Annotated in this window: 14 protein-coding genes; 7 read left to right on the top strand and 7 right to left on the bottom strand. The window is 71.5% G+C overall.

Features of this window, described 5'->3' with window-relative positions; all coding sequences use genetic code 11:
• Positions 1–112: 112 nt before the first annotated feature.
• A complete protein-coding gene (locus OHA88_RS16545) occupies positions 113–316 on the bottom strand; it encodes a hypothetical protein (RefSeq protein ID WP_267001434.1) in 204 nt (67 codons plus the stop codon).
• A 10-nt stretch (positions 317–326) separates the two neighbouring features.
• Entirely contained in the window at positions 327–1,010 is a 684-nt protein-coding gene (gene cofC, locus OHA88_RS16540; protein ID WP_328626105.1) for a 2-phospho-L-lactate guanylyltransferase, read from the bottom strand.
• A 151-nt stretch (positions 1,011–1,161) separates the two neighbouring features.
• Between cofC and OHA88_RS16535 the strand changes: the two genes are divergently transcribed.
• The 3 genes from OHA88_RS16535 (at position 1,162) to OHA88_RS16525 (ending at position 4,152) form a co-directional block, all read left to right on the top strand.
• Positions 1,162–1,914, top strand: coding sequence for a lysophospholipid acyltransferase family protein (locus OHA88_RS16535; RefSeq protein WP_328626104.1), 753 nt, complete (start codon positions 1,162–1,164; stop codon positions 1,912–1,914).
• Complete coding sequence (locus OHA88_RS16530) at positions 1,911–2,921, top strand: NAD(P)H-dependent glycerol-3-phosphate dehydrogenase (protein ID WP_328626103.1); 1,011 nt, start codon at positions 1,911–1,913, stop codon at positions 2,919–2,921. The genes OHA88_RS16535 and OHA88_RS16530 overlap by 4 nt, the downstream gene beginning before the upstream one ends.
• 73 nt (positions 2,922–2,994) lie before the next feature.
• Positions 2,995–4,152 (top strand): D-alanine--D-alanine ligase family protein, encoded by a 1,158-nt coding sequence (locus OHA88_RS16525; RefSeq protein ID WP_328626102.1) that lies wholly within the window; start codon positions 2,995–2,997, stop codon positions 4,150–4,152.
• A 55-nt stretch (positions 4,153–4,207) separates the two neighbouring features.
• On the opposite strand, the gene OHA88_RS16520 is transcribed toward OHA88_RS16525, so the two are convergent.
• Positions 4,208–4,696 carry a DUF3515 domain-containing protein gene (locus tag OHA88_RS16520; RefSeq protein WP_326626964.1) on the bottom strand — a complete coding sequence of 163 codons (489 nt, stop codon included), beginning with the start codon at positions 4,694–4,696 and terminating at the stop codon, positions 4,208–4,210.
• Between the two features lie 20 nt (positions 4,697–4,716).
• Positions 4,717–4,950, bottom strand: coding sequence for an Lrp/AsnC family transcriptional regulator (locus OHA88_RS16515; protein WP_030928667.1), 234 nt, complete (start codon positions 4,948–4,950; stop codon positions 4,717–4,719).
• Between the two features lie 318 nt (positions 4,951–5,268).
• Between OHA88_RS16515 and OHA88_RS16510 the strand changes: the two genes are divergently transcribed.
• Positions 5,269–6,240 carry a thiamine-phosphate kinase gene (locus OHA88_RS16510; protein WP_093778662.1) on the top strand — a complete coding sequence of 324 codons (972 nt, stop codon included), beginning with the start codon at positions 5,269–5,271 and terminating at the stop codon, positions 6,238–6,240.
• 42 nt (positions 6,241–6,282) lie between these two features.
• Positions 6,283–7,098 (top strand): bifunctional hydroxymethylpyrimidine kinase/phosphomethylpyrimidine kinase, encoded by an 816-nt coding sequence (thiD, locus tag OHA88_RS16505; RefSeq protein ID WP_328626101.1) that lies wholly within the window; start codon positions 6,283–6,285, stop codon positions 7,096–7,098.
• A gap of 80 nt (positions 7,099–7,178) precedes the next feature.
• Here thiD and rpmB read toward each other — a convergent pair whose 3' ends face one another.
• Positions 7,179–7,364, bottom strand: a complete 186-nt coding sequence (gene rpmB, locus OHA88_RS16500; RefSeq protein ID WP_030928661.1) for a 50S ribosomal protein L28 — start codon at positions 7,362–7,364, stop codon at positions 7,179–7,181.
• Between the two features lie 259 nt (positions 7,365–7,623).
• Between rpmB and OHA88_RS16495 the strand changes: the two genes are divergently transcribed.
• Positions 7,624–9,261, top strand: a complete 1,638-nt coding sequence (locus OHA88_RS16495; RefSeq protein WP_328626100.1) for a DAK2 domain-containing protein — start codon at positions 7,624–7,626, stop codon at positions 9,259–9,261.
• 138 nt (positions 9,262–9,399) lie between these two features.
• Here OHA88_RS16495 and OHA88_RS16490 read toward each other — a convergent pair whose 3' ends face one another.
• Positions 9,400–12,348, bottom strand: coding sequence for a tetratricopeptide repeat protein (locus OHA88_RS16490; protein ID WP_328626099.1), 2,949 nt, complete (start codon positions 12,346–12,348; stop codon positions 9,400–9,402).
• Positions 12,345–14,156 (bottom strand): HSP90 family protein, encoded by a 1,812-nt coding sequence (locus OHA88_RS16485; protein ID WP_443044236.1) that lies wholly within the window; start codon positions 14,154–14,156, stop codon positions 12,345–12,347. Before OHA88_RS16485 ends, OHA88_RS16490 begins: the two co-directional genes overlap by 4 nt.
• 200 nt (positions 14,157–14,356) lie before the next feature.
• Between OHA88_RS16485 and OHA88_RS16480 the strand changes: the two genes are divergently transcribed.
• Positions 14,357–14,779 carry a hypothetical protein gene (locus OHA88_RS16480; protein WP_328623705.1) on the top strand — a complete coding sequence of 141 codons (423 nt, stop codon included), beginning with the start codon at positions 14,357–14,359 and terminating at the stop codon, positions 14,777–14,779.
• Positions 14,780–14,849 lie beyond the last annotated feature (70 nt).

Raw genomic sequence — 14,849 nt, 5'->3', positions numbered from 1 at the left:
AGCGCAGGGCTACTCACACGCGCCGGGCCGGGCTCCCCACGGGGAGCCCGGCCCGCGGGCTGTTCGGGGCCCGGCCCGCTGCCGGAGGGGGCCCGGTGGTCCGAGGCGCCCTTCAGAACGTCTGCAGCGTCACCAGGGTGATCCGCCGGTCGGCACCCTCGCCCGTGACCTCGATCCGCACCCGCTGCCCGGGGCGCAGCAGCCGCAGGCCGCCCGCGTCGAAGGCCGGGGCGTCGAATTCCACCGGGGTGCCGTCGTCGAGCAGCACACTGCCGGTGCGGGTCTCGGGGTCGTACGTGTACGAGGTCGCCTGCATGAACGGCAGCCTATCGGTCCCGCGCGGGCACGCCCGTGGCCCAGCGGTCCGCCGTGTGCGGGCCCACCCCGAGGCGCACGGCGGCCCGCAGATCGTCGCCGGTGTCCACGTCCTGGCGGACCGAATCGATACCGGCCGACGTGATTTCCACCGCGCCGGAGGAAAGATGCCGGGCCCTGGACGGGCCACCGAAAGCCGGACGCAATTCCACCCCGGATGAAGCCGAAAGAAATGTCGTGCCGATTCCCGCCACGTCCGTAACAAATGCGCGAGGAAATTCGGCGGCGAAATCGAGGACGCGGGTCAATTCCGTGGGGCGCAGTGCGGGCAGGTCCGCGTTGAGCGCCGCGACCGCCGCGGCGGGCCGCCGGTCGCGTACCGCCCGCTCACCGTGGACGAGTGCGGCGTTGAGCCCGGCGGCCGGTTCGTCGGGAACGGTGCGTGCCCCGAGCGCCGCGAGCGCCGCCGCGGCCTCCGGGTCGTCCGTGACGACCACCACATCCCGTACGGCCCGGCAGGACAGCGCGGCGACCACGGTGTCCTGGGCGAAGGCCAGGGCGAGCCGGGGGCGCAGCATGACGCCGGCCGCCCCCGTGAGCCTGCTCTTGCCCTGTGCCAGCGGCTTCAACGGGACGACCAGGGACCACAGGCCGGTCGGGTCGGTGTTCGTGGCGATCTCCCCCTCGATGCGCATCGCCGCTCATTCTCGCCTGCCGGTGTGACAACCCGGAGGTTCGGTCCCGGAGGCGAGGCGTACGGTGTTCTCGACAGAGCAGGGGCCTGGGGCCAGAATTGGCCGCCCAAGGGCCAGGCAGCTCGTCAGGTCCGTAGAGGAAGGTGTCCGAGTGTCCCGCCGCAGAATCGGCTTCTGGTACCGCCTGGCGGCGGCCATCGCAAAACCACCGCTGGTGGTTCTGTTCAAGCGTGACTGGCGGGGAATGGAACACATCCCGGCCGACGGCGGATTCATCACTGCGGTCAACCACAACTCGTATCTGGACCCGCTTTCCTACGGTCACTTCCAGTACAACACCGGCCGGGTGCCGCGGCTTCTCGCCAAGGCGGGCCTCTTCAAGACCCCCTTTGTCGGAATGATCCTGCGCGGCACCGGGCAGATCCCGGTGTACCGCGAGACGACCAATGCGCTGGACGCTTTCCGGGCCGCCGTCGACGCCATCGAGCGCGGTGAATGTGTCGCCTTCTACCCGGAGGGCACCCTCACTCGCGACCCCGACATGTGGCCGATGGCCGGCAAGACCGGTGCCGCCCGCGTCGCGTTGATGACGAAGGCCCCGGTCATCCCCGTCGCGCAGTGGGGCGCCAACCTGGCGATGCCGCCGTACGCCAAGGAGAACAAGCTCCGGCTCTTCCCTCGCAAGACACTCCAGGTGCAGGCCGGACCGCCCGTCGACCTCTCCCGGTTCTACGACAAGGAGCCGACGCCCGACATCCTGCGTGAGGCGACCGAGGTCATCATGGCCGCGGTCACCGCCCAGCTCGAAGCCGTACGTGGCGAGAAGGCCCCCACCGAGCTCTACGACCACCGCAAGGCGCGTGCCGAACAGCGGCGCAAGGCCGAAGGGAAGGGACCCAAGTGACGCACCCCGTCAAAGCAGCCGTCTTCGGAACCGGCTCCTGGGGTACGGCCTTCGGCATGGTGCTCGCCGACGCCGGTAGCGAGGTCACTCTCTGGGGCCGTCGCGCCGAGCTCGTCGAGGCGATCAACACGACCCGTGCCAACCCCGACTATCTGCCGGGAATTGAACTACCCGATTCCATCAGGGCCACCACCGACGCCGCGGAGGCACTGCACGGCGCCGACTTCGCGGTGCTCGCCGTGCCGTCGCAGACGCTGCGCGCCAACCTCGCCGACTGGGCCCCGCACCTGCGTCCGGACACCGTTCTCGTCTCGCTGATGAAGGGCGTCGAACTCGGCACCGCCGAGCGGATGAGTGAGGTCATCGAGGACGTCACCAAGGTCCCCGCGGACCGCATCGCCGTCGTCACCGGCCCCAACCTGGCCAAGGAGATCGCCGAACGCCGCCCTGCCGCGGCCGTCGTCGCCTGCCGGGACGAGTCGGTGGCCCGTCGCCTCCAGGCCGCCTGCCACACCCCGTACTTCCGCCCGTACACCATCACCGATGTGGTCGGCGCCGAACTCGGCGGCGCGGTCAAGAACGTCATCGGTCTCGCCGTGGGCATCGCCGACGGGATGGGCCTCGGCGACAACGCCAAGGGCTCGCTCATCACCCGCGGCCTGGCCGAGACCACCCGGCTCGGCCTCGCCATGGGCGCCGATCCGCTGACGTTCTCCGGACTCGCGGGCCTCGGCGACCTGGTGGCGACCTGCTCCTCGCCGCTCTCGCGCAACCACACCTTCGGCACCAACCTCGGCCGCGGCATGACGCTGGAAGAGACCATCGCCGTCACCAAGCAGACCGCCGAAGGCGTCAAGTCCTGTGAATCGGTGCTCGATCTGGCACGCCGGCACGGGATCGACATGCCCATCACGGAGACGGTCGTCTCCATCGTCCACGAGGGCAAGCCGCCGATGGTCGCACTGGGCGAGCTGATGTCGCGCAGCGCGAAGGCCGAGCGCCACTGAGCGGCTGCTCCGTACGCGGGTCGGCCCCGGGGACGCTGACGTGACTCGTACCAGCAGGTACGCTCAACGCGATATGAGCAGCGAGAACCTCCCCCAGAGCCCGGAGCAGCAGCTCCGCAAGCCGCGTGTGGCCGTCGTGTTCGGCGGCCGCAGCTCCGAACACGGCATTTCGGTCGTCACCGCAGGTGCCGTCCTGAACGCCATCGACCGGACGAAGTACGACGTCCTGCCGATCGGCATCACGACGGACGGCCGCTGGGCGCTCACCGCCGACGAGCCCGAGCGGATGGCCATCACCGACCGGAAGATGCCGGACGTGGCACAACTGGCCGAGTCCGGCGAGGGCGGCGTGGTGCTCTCCGTCGACCCCGGCAGCCGCGAGGTGGTCTACAGCGAGCCCGGCTCGGTCCCGAAGGCGCTCGGCGAGGTCGACGTCGTCTTCCCCGTCCTGCACGGCCCGTACGGTGAGGACGGCACCCTCCAGGGGCTCCTGGAGCTGTCCGGGGTGCCGTACGTGGGCGCCGGTGTGCTCGCCTCGGCGGTCGGCCAGGACAAGGAGTACATGAAGCGGGTGTTCACCTCGTTCGGGCTGCCCGTCGGCCCGTACGTCGTGATCCGCCCCCGTGAGTGGGACACCGACCGCTCCGGTGCCCGCAAGCGCATCGTGGACTTCGCCGGTGAGCACGGCTGGCCGCTCTTCATCAAGCCCGCCCGGGCAGGCTCGTCCATCGGCATCACCAAGGTCGACGACCTCTCCGGCCTCGACGAGGCGATCGAGGAGGCCCGCCGCCACGACCCCAAGTTCCTGGTCGAGTCGCTGCTGCGGGGCCGCGAGATCGAGTGCGGGGTGCTGGAGTTCGAGGACGGACCGCGTGCCAGCGTGCCCGCCGAGATCCCGCCGGTCACCGCGCACGACTTCTACGACTTCGAGGCCAAGTACATCGACTCGGCGTCCGGGATCGTGCCCGCCCCGCTGACCGAGGAGCAGACGGCCGAGGTCCAGCGGCTCGCGGTCGAAGCCTTCGAGGCGGCGTCCTGCGAGGGCCTGGTGCGCGCCGACTTCTTCCTCACCGAGGACGGCAGCTTCGTGATCAACGAGATCAATACGCTGCCGGGCTTCACCCCGATCTCCATGTACCCGCGGATGTGGCAGGAGAGCGGCGTGAGCTACCAGGAGCTGGTGGACCGGCTGATCCAGGCGGCGTTGACCCGCCCGACCGGCCTGCGCTGAGAAACACCGGGCCGGATGTGCGCACAGGCGCCGGGCCGGACTGCGCGGACACTCGCTAGACGCTGCTGGGGACCGTCTTCTTGACGGCAGCGGCGAACGCCGCCAGCGGGCTCATGTCATGTGCGTACGCCGTCGAGAGCGACACCTCGACATACGCCTTGCGATAGGTGGTGGTGAAGCGCGGACCGGCGTCCTCCGGCTGCTCCAGCAGCCAGTTGACGCCGTCCGCCTCGGCCCCCTTCGCCATCGGATCGTCCATCTTTGCGGGCCGGTCGACCCCGCAGCGCAGTACGATCGCCCCGTCCCCCCAGCCGGCGGTCAGCTCCGACTTCGGTCCTGGGTCGTTGCGTTTCTGTCCGGCGACGGTCTTCGGCAGCTCCTTGTGCAGTGCACGGCAGTAGGCTGCGGCTTCCGGCGTCGGGGTGGGAACCGTGATCGATGCATGGGTGTCCATGGAGGAGCAGCCCGCCGCGGCCAGCAGCAGAACGGCAGCGGACGGGCCGAGGAACACGGGGCGGCGAAGCCGGCGGCGGAAGGACGTCACCGGCCCAGCGTATAAGGGGGCTACAGATGAACGACCGGGCAGGTCAAGGTTCTGGTGATGCCCTCCACCTGCTGGACCTTGGCGACCACCATGCGTCCGAGTTCATCGACTGTGTCGGCCTGCGCGCGCACAATCACGTCGTAGGGGCCGGTGACGTCCTCTGCCTGGATCACTCCCGGGATTTTCGTGATGGTCTCGGCGACGGTCGACGCCTTGCCCACCTCGGTCTGGATAAGGATGTACGCCTGTACCACGGAACCTCCAGGGCGGCCACGAGGATCATGTGGGGGAAAGAGACGCCACGGTATCGCGTTGCCGCGGGCCGCGGGGAGACCTGCGGACCGGATGACGTCCCACCGCGTGGCGTACGGATGGCAGCGGTTGACGTATCTCTTGACAGTACCGACAGCAGTGACGGCTCGCGACCGCAAGTGCAGCGGTCCGGATGGGGGACAGGCATGCCGGCGACAACCGGAGCAGACTGCTTCCGACGGCCGGGCCACGGTCCCGGCCCCCGGCCGCCGATCCAGGCCGGACGCCCGTCCGGCGCGATAGATGAGAGGTGAGACTCGGTGAAGGGAACCGTGGGCGAGTTGGGGGAGTTCGGGCTCATCAGGGAGCTCACTTCCCGCCTCACCACCACTCCGGCGGTACGGCTCGGACCCGGCGACGACGCCGCGGTCGTGGCCGCTCCCGACCGTAGGGTCGTGGCCAGTACCGACATCCTGTTGGAGGGACGGCACTTCCGCCGCGACTGGTCGACGGCGTACGACGTCGGACGCAAGGCCGCCGCGCAGAATCTCGCCGACATCGCCGCCATGGGCGCCGTGCCCACCGCGCTGCTGCTCGGCCTGGTCGTGCCCGCCGAACTCCCGGTCACGTGGGCGGGCGAGCTGATGGACGGCATCCGTGACGAATGCCAGGTCGCGGGGGCGGCCGTGGTCGGCGGTGACGTGGTCGGCGGGGAGACCATCACCGTCGCGATCACCGCGCTCGGCGATCTGCGCAACCACGAACCGGTCACCCGGGCCGGCGCCCGCCCCGGCGATGTCGTCGCCGTCACCGGCTGGCTCGGCTGGTCCGCCGCCGGGTACGCGGTGCTCTCCCGCGGTTTCCGCTCGCCGCGCGCCTTCGTCGAGGCCCACCGGCGCCCCGAACCGCCGTACCACGCGGGCCCCGCGGCCGCCGGGCTCGGCGCCACCGCCATGACGGACGTCAGCGACGGGCTGGTCGCCGACCTCGGGCACATCGCCGAGGCCAGCAAGGTCCGGATCGATCTGCGTTCCGGTCTCATCGACATCCCCTCGCAGATGTCCGACATCGGCCAGGCGGTCGGCGTGGACCCGCTGCAGTGGGTGCTCACCGGGGGAGAGGACCACGCGATCGTCGCCACGTTCCCGGCGGACGTGAAGCTGCCCGCCCGCTGGAAGGTGATCGGCGAGGTCCTCAACCCGTCGGCGCTGCCCCAGGTGACGGTCGACGGGGCGCCCTGGACCAGTAAGGGCGGCTGGGACCACTTCGGTGGCATCGAGGACGCCCACTAGGGGGCGCCCGGCAGCTCCGGCGCCCGGAGTAGATTTCGGGCTATGCCCATATCTGCATCCCCCGCCGCACCACTCGTACCGCCCCGTGTACTCACCGTCGCCGGATCCGATTCCGGCGGCGGTGCGGGCATTCAGGCCGATCTCAAGACGATGCTGGCGCACGGCGTGCACGGCATGAGCGTGATCACCGCGGTGACGGCGCAGAATTCGCTGGGTGTCCAGGGCGCGTGGGAGCTGCCCGTGGAGGCTGTCCGGGCCCAGTACCGCAGCGTCGTCGACGACATCGGGGTCCAGGCGGTGAAGACCGGCATGCTGGCCTCGGCCGCACTCGTGGAGACCGTCGCCGCACTCCTGGCGGCGACCGACGCCCCGGTCGTCGTCGACCCGGTCGGGGTCTCCAAGCACGGCGATCCGCTGCTGGCCGCCGAGGCCCTCGATTCCGTACGGCAGAAGCTCCTGCCCGTCGCGACGGTAGCGACCCCCAACCTGGACGAGGTGGCACAGCTCACCGGAGTGACCGTCACGGATCAGCCCGGAATGCGGCGGGCCGCCGGGGAGATCCTCGGACACGGACCGCGCTGGGTCGTCATCAAGGGCGGGCATCTGCCCGGCGAACCGGTCGACCTGCTCACGGACGGCACCGAGGAGCACTGGCTGCGTGCCCCCCGGCACGACAACCGGCACACCCACGGCACGGGTTGCACCCTGGCCTCCGCGATCGCCTGCGGGCTGGCCCGGGGGCAGGACGTACCGACGGCGGTACGGGCCGCGAAGGAGTACGTCACCGGGGCGATCGCGGCAGGCTTCCCGCTGGGCGCCGGGATCGGCCCCGTCGACCACGGGTGGCGGCTGCAGTAGCTCGGCGCACAGCAAAAAGCCGGTCCACCGAGGTGGACCGGCTTTTTGGGCAACCGGAAGGCTGCGCTACGACGGGAACGTCAGCGCGCGACCTTGCCGGCCTTGATGCACGAGGTGCAGACGTTGAGCCGCTTCGGCGTCCGACCGACCACGGCACGCACGCGCTGGATGTTGGGATTCCAGCGACGGGACGTACGGCGGTGCGAGTGCGAAATGTTGTTGCCGAAGCCCGGCCCCTTGCCGCAGACGTCGCAGTTGGCAGCCACGGGTCACTCCAAAGACTTCAGGTGCACTTACAGTGAATTCCGGCGCGCCGGAATCATTTGACTGAAGTGGCGGTACCGGAGGAATGGCCCGACTCTCATCGGGCAACCGAAGCAGCATACAACGGCTGCGTCGGTAGAACGAAACTACCATGGGTTTCGCCGCAGTCCGCCCCGCCCCTGTCCCTGCCGGGCCCACCGGGCCGGACTACTCTGCGGTTCAGCCAGCCGCCCACGGCCCGCTCTCCAGGAGGAACACCACGTGCCGCAGACCGCCGACGACATGGACGCCGTCGCGGTGCGTACCTGGTGCTCGCTCGCCCTGGAGGCACTGGGCCGGGAGCGTGCGGCGATCGACGCGATCAATGTGTATCCCGTCGCGGACGGGGACACCGGGACCAACCTCTATCTGACGGTGGAGTCGGCGGCAGGAGCTGTCGAAGCGGTCTTCGCCGGGCACGAGACCGGCGCGTCCGTGCCCGCCCTCGCCGATGCCGTACGGGCCATGGCGCACGGGGCGCTGATCGGCGCCCGCGGAAACTCCGGCACGATCCTGGCGCAGCTGCTGCGCGGCATGGCGGGGGTGCTGGCCGACGGGCAGGACGCCGACCATCTGCGGCTCGCGCTGACCAGGGCCGCGACGGCGGCCAGGCAGGCCGTCGCCCACCCCGTCGAGGGCACCGTGCTGACGGTGGCCACCGCCGCCGCCGAGGCCGCCGGGCGCACGGCGGGCGACCCGAGTGCGCGGGCGGTCGTGCAGGCGGCGTACGAGGGGGCGCGCACGGCGCTGGACGCGACCCCCGGACAGCTGGCCGTCCTCGGTCGGGCGGGCGTCGTGGACGCCGGAGGACGGGGCCTGGTGACCGTCCTCGAGGCGCTCGTCGAAGCGGTCTCCGGGGAGGCGCCCGAACACGGCACCTGGGTGACCCCCGACATCGCCCCCGTGACCACCACCGCGGCCGACGACTGCGCGGCGGGCGGACCGCAGGACGGCCCCGCCTTCGAGGTGATCTATCTGCTGGAGGCCGGGGACGACGCGGTCGACCGGCTGCGGACCCGGCTCGACGGGCTCGGTGACTCGCTCGTCGTGGTCGGCGGGGACGGGCTGTGGAACGTCCACGTCCATGTCGACGACGCGGGTGCGGCGGTGGAGGCCGGGGTCGAGGCCGGCCGGCCGTACCGGATCCGGATCACCCACTTCGGCGCCGACCGGGTCCACCAGCACCACGGCGAACCCGCGCAGCGCGGTGTCGTCGTCGTGGTCCCCGGCCCGGGGCTCTCCGGCCTCTGCTCGGAGGCCGGTGCGACCACCGTGCTCGCCCGGCCCGGGGAGCCGCCGGCCAGCGGCGAACTGGTCGACGCGATCCGCCGCGCGCACGCCCGCGAGGTGGTTCTCCTGCCGAACGACGCCGAGCTGCGCCACACGGCGGCGGCCGCCGCCGAACAGGCCCGCACCGAGGGCATCCGGGTCGCCCTCATCCCGACCCGGGCCGCCGTCCAGGGCATCGCCGCGCTCGCCGTCCACGAACCGGACCGCAGCTTCGACGAGGACGTGGTGACGATGACCGCGGCGGCCGGTGCCACCCGCTACGGCGAACTGGCCGTCGCCGAACGGCAGTCCTGGACCATGGCGGGCATCTGCCAGGCCGGCGACATCCTGGGCCTGATCGAAGGCGATGTGGCGGTCATCGGCGAGGACGTCCCCGGCACGGCCCGGGCGGTGATCGACCGGATGCTGGCGGCGGGCGGCGAACTCGTCACGCTGGTACTGGGCGAGGACGTACCGGACGCCTTGGCCGACGCCCTGGAGGAGCATGTGCGCGAGGGCTATCTGGCGGTGGACACGGTGGTGTACCGGGGCGGCGGACAGGGAACGCCGCTGCTGATCGGCGTGGAGTAGGGCGCGCACGGCCGGCGCCGCCCGTGAGGCGTTGTCCCGATCGCCGGACGGGCTTGAAGGGCCGGCCAACTGTCCGCCGGGTGAAATCCAGCCCGTCCGCCGATTGCGGCGTGAACGGCCACCGGGCGGGCCCCGTCCCTACTTGTGCGGCGCCCGGTCCACGTACCCGAGTACCGATTCCGCCTCCGCCCGCCGCGCATGCACCGTGTCGCCCGCCTCCGCCCCGGTCCCCTCGTACACCGCAAGCACCCCCCGCGCCCGGGCCCGTGCGCCGTCGCGGCGGCCCAGATCCGCCTCCAGCCAGGCAGCCACCAGTTCCGCCGCCGTCCGCCGGTCCAGGAAGTCCGGACCGGCCTCGGTGAAGCCGGTGACGGCCCGGTCGACCTGGGCGAGCGCTTCCTCGTAGGCCGAACGCGCGCTTCCGTCGTCGTCCTCGTCCGGCTCGCCCTCGCACGCGTTGGCGATCAGTTCGCCGGTCTGGCGGTGGGTGTCGGCGAGTTCCGCCCGCAGCCCGGGCACCTGTCCCGGCTCCGCAGCCGCCAGCGCCGCCTCGCACTCGCGCTCCGCCGCGGCCATGAACGCCCGCGCCGCAGCCGGCCCCGGCTGCCCTTCACGGACCGCGATCCAGGCCCGTACCCGCAGCGTCCTCACCAGCGCATGGACGTCGCCCAGCTGCCGCCACAGCTCCCCGGCCCGCGCATACGCCTTTTCTGCCTGGGAGTTGAGCTCTGCCTGGTACAGCGCCTGGCCGGCGAGGTTGGCGAGCATCGCGTGATCGTGTTGTTCGGGCCAGGTCCTCGCGATGTCCGCCGCCTTCAGCCAGTGTCCGGCCGCCTCCCGCGGCTCGCCGAGCGCGGTCAGCGCGTCACCGAGCCACCAGAGCGTCTGGACGAGCATGCCGTCGCCGTGGTCCTCGGCCGTGATGTCGGGCAGCACGGCCTCCAGTACGGCTGCCGCTTCCCCCGCCCGCCCCAGCTGAAGCAGCCAGCCGCCGAGCAGATGCCGGGCATGGACCCCCAGGCCGTCGCTCTCGCCCGCCTCGTCCGCCCAGTGCGCGGCATCGAGCGCCTGCTCGGACGCCTCGGCGAACTCCTCGATGCCGCCGAGGACTTCGGCGAGCTGCAGATGAAGTCGAGCGCGGCCCGGCGCGGGTACGAATGCCCCGTGCGCCAGGGCCGCGCGGGCGGCGCGCTCGGCCGTGGCGTGGTCCCGCAGTTCGACCGCGATCCGCGCGGCCTTGGTCTCGTACGCGACGGAGTACCAGGGCAGTCCGGCCGCGTCGGTCTCGGCGGCGGCCCGCGCATACAGCTCGCCCGCTCCCGGCCCGTCGCCCCGGTACGCCGCGATGTCGCCGAGGAACCCCAACGCCTCCGCGGTCCCCGTGGCCACCCCGGCCTGCGCGCCCAGCGGTTCGGTGAAGGCGAGCAGCTCCCGTACCCCCTGCTCGAGAGCGTCGACCGCGGTCTCGACAGACGACTCGTCCGGGGCACCGAGCACCAGCTGATTGAGGATCCGGGCCCGGCAGACCAGCACGGCGCCGGCCTGCCGGCCAGTGGCCCGGCCCGCCGCGTGCAGGGCGAGGGCGCGGTCCACGAGGACCGCTGCCTCGGCGAGGGCCTCGGCCGCGTGCTCGGCCTCCAGCGAGCGGACGTACGCGCCCCGGGCCGCCGCGGCAACGGCCTCGCCCGGGACACCCGCCGCCCCGTACAGCTCGGCCGCGGACAGGAACAGTCCCCGCGCCACGGCCGGCGGAAGGGCCCCGTCCCTCGCCCGGTGGTCGTCGATGCAGGCCCGGTCGTGGCCCGAGAGTTCCGTCGAGCCTTCGGCCGCGCGGGCGGCGGCCTGCCAGGCGGGCCCGGCGTCCGGGTGCTGGGCGTCGGAGAGCCGGCGGGCCTCGGCGAGCAGCCCGGCAAGGCCGAGCGGCACGTCCACGGCGGTCCCCGGCTCCGCGGCCGGCTTCCGGGCCGCCGCGGCCGGCCGCGGAGCCCGTAGGCCGAGCGGCAGCCGGTCCAGCAGCGGCTGCTGGGCCAGACGCTCCCGCACCACGTCGCTGACCTGCGTATTGCCGTTGCGCTCGTCGAAACGGGCGGCGAGTGCGAGCGCCTGCTCGCGGGCGTGACCGGCCAGCGAGCGCGCGGTCCAGTCAGTGCCCGCGGGCCCGGGCACGGACTGGTCGTCGTGGCCCAGCGCGGTCAGCCGGTCCATCAGCAGAGCGGTGACGGCCAGGAAGTCCATCAGGGAGTCGGGGTTACCGGTGGCGGTGAAGTACGCGGGCCGCTCGGCGAGGATCTCCAGGGCCCGCGCCTCATTGCCGGTCAGCGCGCAGAACTCGATGTGCAGCGCCACGGCGTCCCGCATGGACTCCATCGGGCGGATCATCCGGTACCCGCGCAGGTGGTGACCGCGGGCCTGCTCGGTGCGGCCGGTGCGCAGCAGCGGAAGCAGCGAGGCCGCCAGCACGGCATGGGGCTCATGGGCGCAGGTGTGCTCCCCGTCGAGGACCGGCCGCCAGGTGTGAAGCGCCTCCTCGTCCTGCCCACGGTGCACCTGCCAGGCGCCCTGGCTGTGCAGTTCGCAGGCGTGGCAGTTGGCCATTCGGTCCCGGTCGGCCGCCTGCCAGGCGGTGTAGGCCCGTTCGGCCCGCTCCAGATCGCCGAGATGGCGGGCGATCTGCAGCTCGCCCTGGCGCACGGCCCGTTCGGAATGCCCGGCGAGCCGGTAGCGGTGCGCCATCTCGCCCTGCCACTTCTCGATGGAGGCGAGCGGTATGTGCGGCTGATTGATCATGGAACTGGAGACCCACTTGAACATCCAGAAGAGGTGGTGGGTCGTGACCTGGTCGAAGCTTCCGGGCTGCTCGTCCCACATGCGCAGCAGGCGCGCGAAGGGGACGAACATCTTGTCCTTCTCCGAGCTGTAGTTGTACGCCTGCAGCTGGTTGGCGAGCGCCTCGACGAGGAGCGGCGCGTCCCCGGTCCCTTCGGCCTCGGTCAGCAGCCGCTCCGCACGGGCGTTGCGGGCCGGCCCCTCCGGCTCCTCGTAGTTGTCCCGCAGGGCCTGCCGGATCGTCGCGATGTCGAGGCTCATCGGCCTTCCTCCTGCGGACGGTCGGGGCTCTGAGCCTGCTCCGGGGCCGGGTGCGTGGCCCACTCCAGCAGCCCGATGAACGCCCGGTTCAGCAGCGCCGAATCGGCGGGCCGCAGCGGCCGCTGCGCCATCAGCAGAGCCTGTCCGTACAGAGCCTCGGTGGCGGTGGCCGCCAGCTCCGGGGTGTCCAGCGAACCGATCCGGCGGATCAGCGGATTGAGATGGTTCAGTACGAGCCGGGCGCGCGGCGCACTCCCGCGCAGCGACCCGAGGATCCCCGCCCACAGGTCGTCCGCCTGCTCCTCCGCCTCGGCGCGGGCCTGCCCATGGCGGACCGAACGGTCGTCGAGATGCAGTGCGGGCACGGTCAGCGGATGGAAGGCGCGCAGCGCCACATCGCAGCCCAGCGGGTCGAGCCTGGCGCGGGCAGCGGCCAGGAAGCCGCCGAGCGCCAGCTCCTGGGCCGGATCGACCGTGTCCAGATGCGCGGTGACGGTATCGGCGTCCAGCTCCGCGACCGCCGTTCCCGGCCGGACCGACGGCAACTGTTCGACCAGCTCGGTGTCGTACGTATAGCCGCCGTTGACCACCCCGATGCCCTGCGCGGACGCGATCGGTGCGACCTGCCGGTACTCCTCCACGGTCCGGGTGAAGTGCACCACCGGATGGCGCCGGGCGAACTCCTCCAGCGACAACCGGCCGTCCGTCGTCTCGAACGGCAGCCACGGCAGCATCGTCCGCAGCATGGCGCTGTCGTGCCGGGCCAGGGACTTCACACCCAGGTGGTGCACGGAAAGGAACTCCGCCAGCCGCTCCGGATCACCCGCGGCAAGCCCGGTCAGCCACTGACTGATCCGTTCGCCGAGCGCCTCCCTCACGGCGGCAAGGGTCTCGTCCGCGTACAGCGCCTCCCGCGACGCGGTGGGCCGCAGACTGTCCGTGTCGATGACGCACCGCACGAAGAACGCCCAGTCGGGCAGCAGTTCATCGGCCCGGTCGGTCAGCAGCATCCCCTTCAGATGCACCCGGTGGCCCGCACGCTGCGCCGGACTCACGGCCGACGGCAGGACGTACGCGACACCGCGGATCCCGGCGAGCGGCAGATCCAGATCGATCGCGTCGAGCGGCGAGAACCCGAACTGCTCATGGCAGTGACGGGCGAGCGCCACCCGCCGCCCCGCCGGGCTCGGATACGGACGGTCCCACGGCGCCGGAAGCGCAGTGACCGCGGCGTCACCGACCCGCACGTCGTACGGCAGGAGTGAACCGAAGTCGCGGGCGAGCGCGAGGACCCGCTCCTCGTCGAGCCAGTCCGCGCTGCCGGGGCGGGCGACCAGATGCACGGTGGTGCCCGGCTCGGCGCGGGCGCTGTCCGGGAGCGTGCGGACGGTGTACGAACCGTCGTCACGGGCGCACCACTCGACGGGTGGCGCCCCGGGCGTGCGGGCCGACCGGCTGACGACCCTGATCTCGGCCGCGACGACGAAACACGCCAGCAGCCCGATGCCGAACTGGCCGAGGAACTCGGCGCGCGCCGAGGCCAGCCCCTGTGCACCGTCGCGTTTGGAACTGCGGCCGATCGTCGCGAGCAGACTGTGCACATCGGCCTCGGTCAGACCGATCCCGCTGTCCTCGATCCGCAGTCGCCCCCCGGAGGCGTACAGCCTCACCAGGGCAGGCGCGTCCGGCTGCTCGGCGCGCCGGGCCGTGATCGCGTCCACGGCGTTCTGCAGCAGCTCGCGGAGGTAGACCCGGGGCGAGGAGTAGAGGTGATGGGAGAGGAGATCGACCAGTCCGCGCAGATCCACCTGGAAGGTGTGCGGCGACCGGTCCGAGGAGGACTCGGAGGAGGATCCGGAGGACGGATCGGGGGACGCGGAGTTCGCTGAGTTCTCAGAGGGCGGTTTGAGAGTATTTGATGAGGGGTGGCGGGCGCGGGCCTGGTGGACCTTCATCGGCGACCACTTCCACCACGCTGTACGAGGCGGCGCTACGCGATACTTGTCCTGTGGAGTGGTTCGAGCAGGCCCGGGCAGCGGAACAACTCGGGGATTGGGATGCGGCCATCACGTTGGTAAGCGCCCAGGCCGAGTGCTACTCCACCGATCGCTACATGCACAACAACCATCTGTGGCACATGGATTTGCTCGCCCGTTCGGAACGGCTCCCGGAACTCATGGAACTCGCTCGCACGGACGTCCATGCACGTCGGAGACTCAACAGATCGCTTCGCGAGCGGGGGATGGAGGCCGCGCTGCGCAGCCGCGCCAAAGATGGTGACCGTGATGCTCTGTACGTCTTTGTCCGGCTTTTGTGCGAGACAAATCGAGCCCAGACGGCCTATCTAGCGGTCCAGGACCTCGGCCCGGAGGATCAGTACGCACACCAGATCGTGGCCCGCTTTCGATCGCCATCAAGCGGTGCGCAGTAACGCTCGACGCCTGCCTTGTCCGACCTTTCATGAGGCTGTTCGTGGAGTGTCGTTTTCGGGTGAGGCAGTA

Origin of the sequence: Streptomyces sp. NBC_00353 (assembly GCF_036108815.1) — a bacterium.
In the GTDB taxonomy this organism is placed as follows: domain Bacteria; phylum Actinomycetota; class Actinomycetes; order Streptomycetales; family Streptomycetaceae; genus Streptomyces.
Note: the sequence above shows the minus strand (reverse complement) of the source record. Positions and strands in the feature narration are given on the sequence as shown.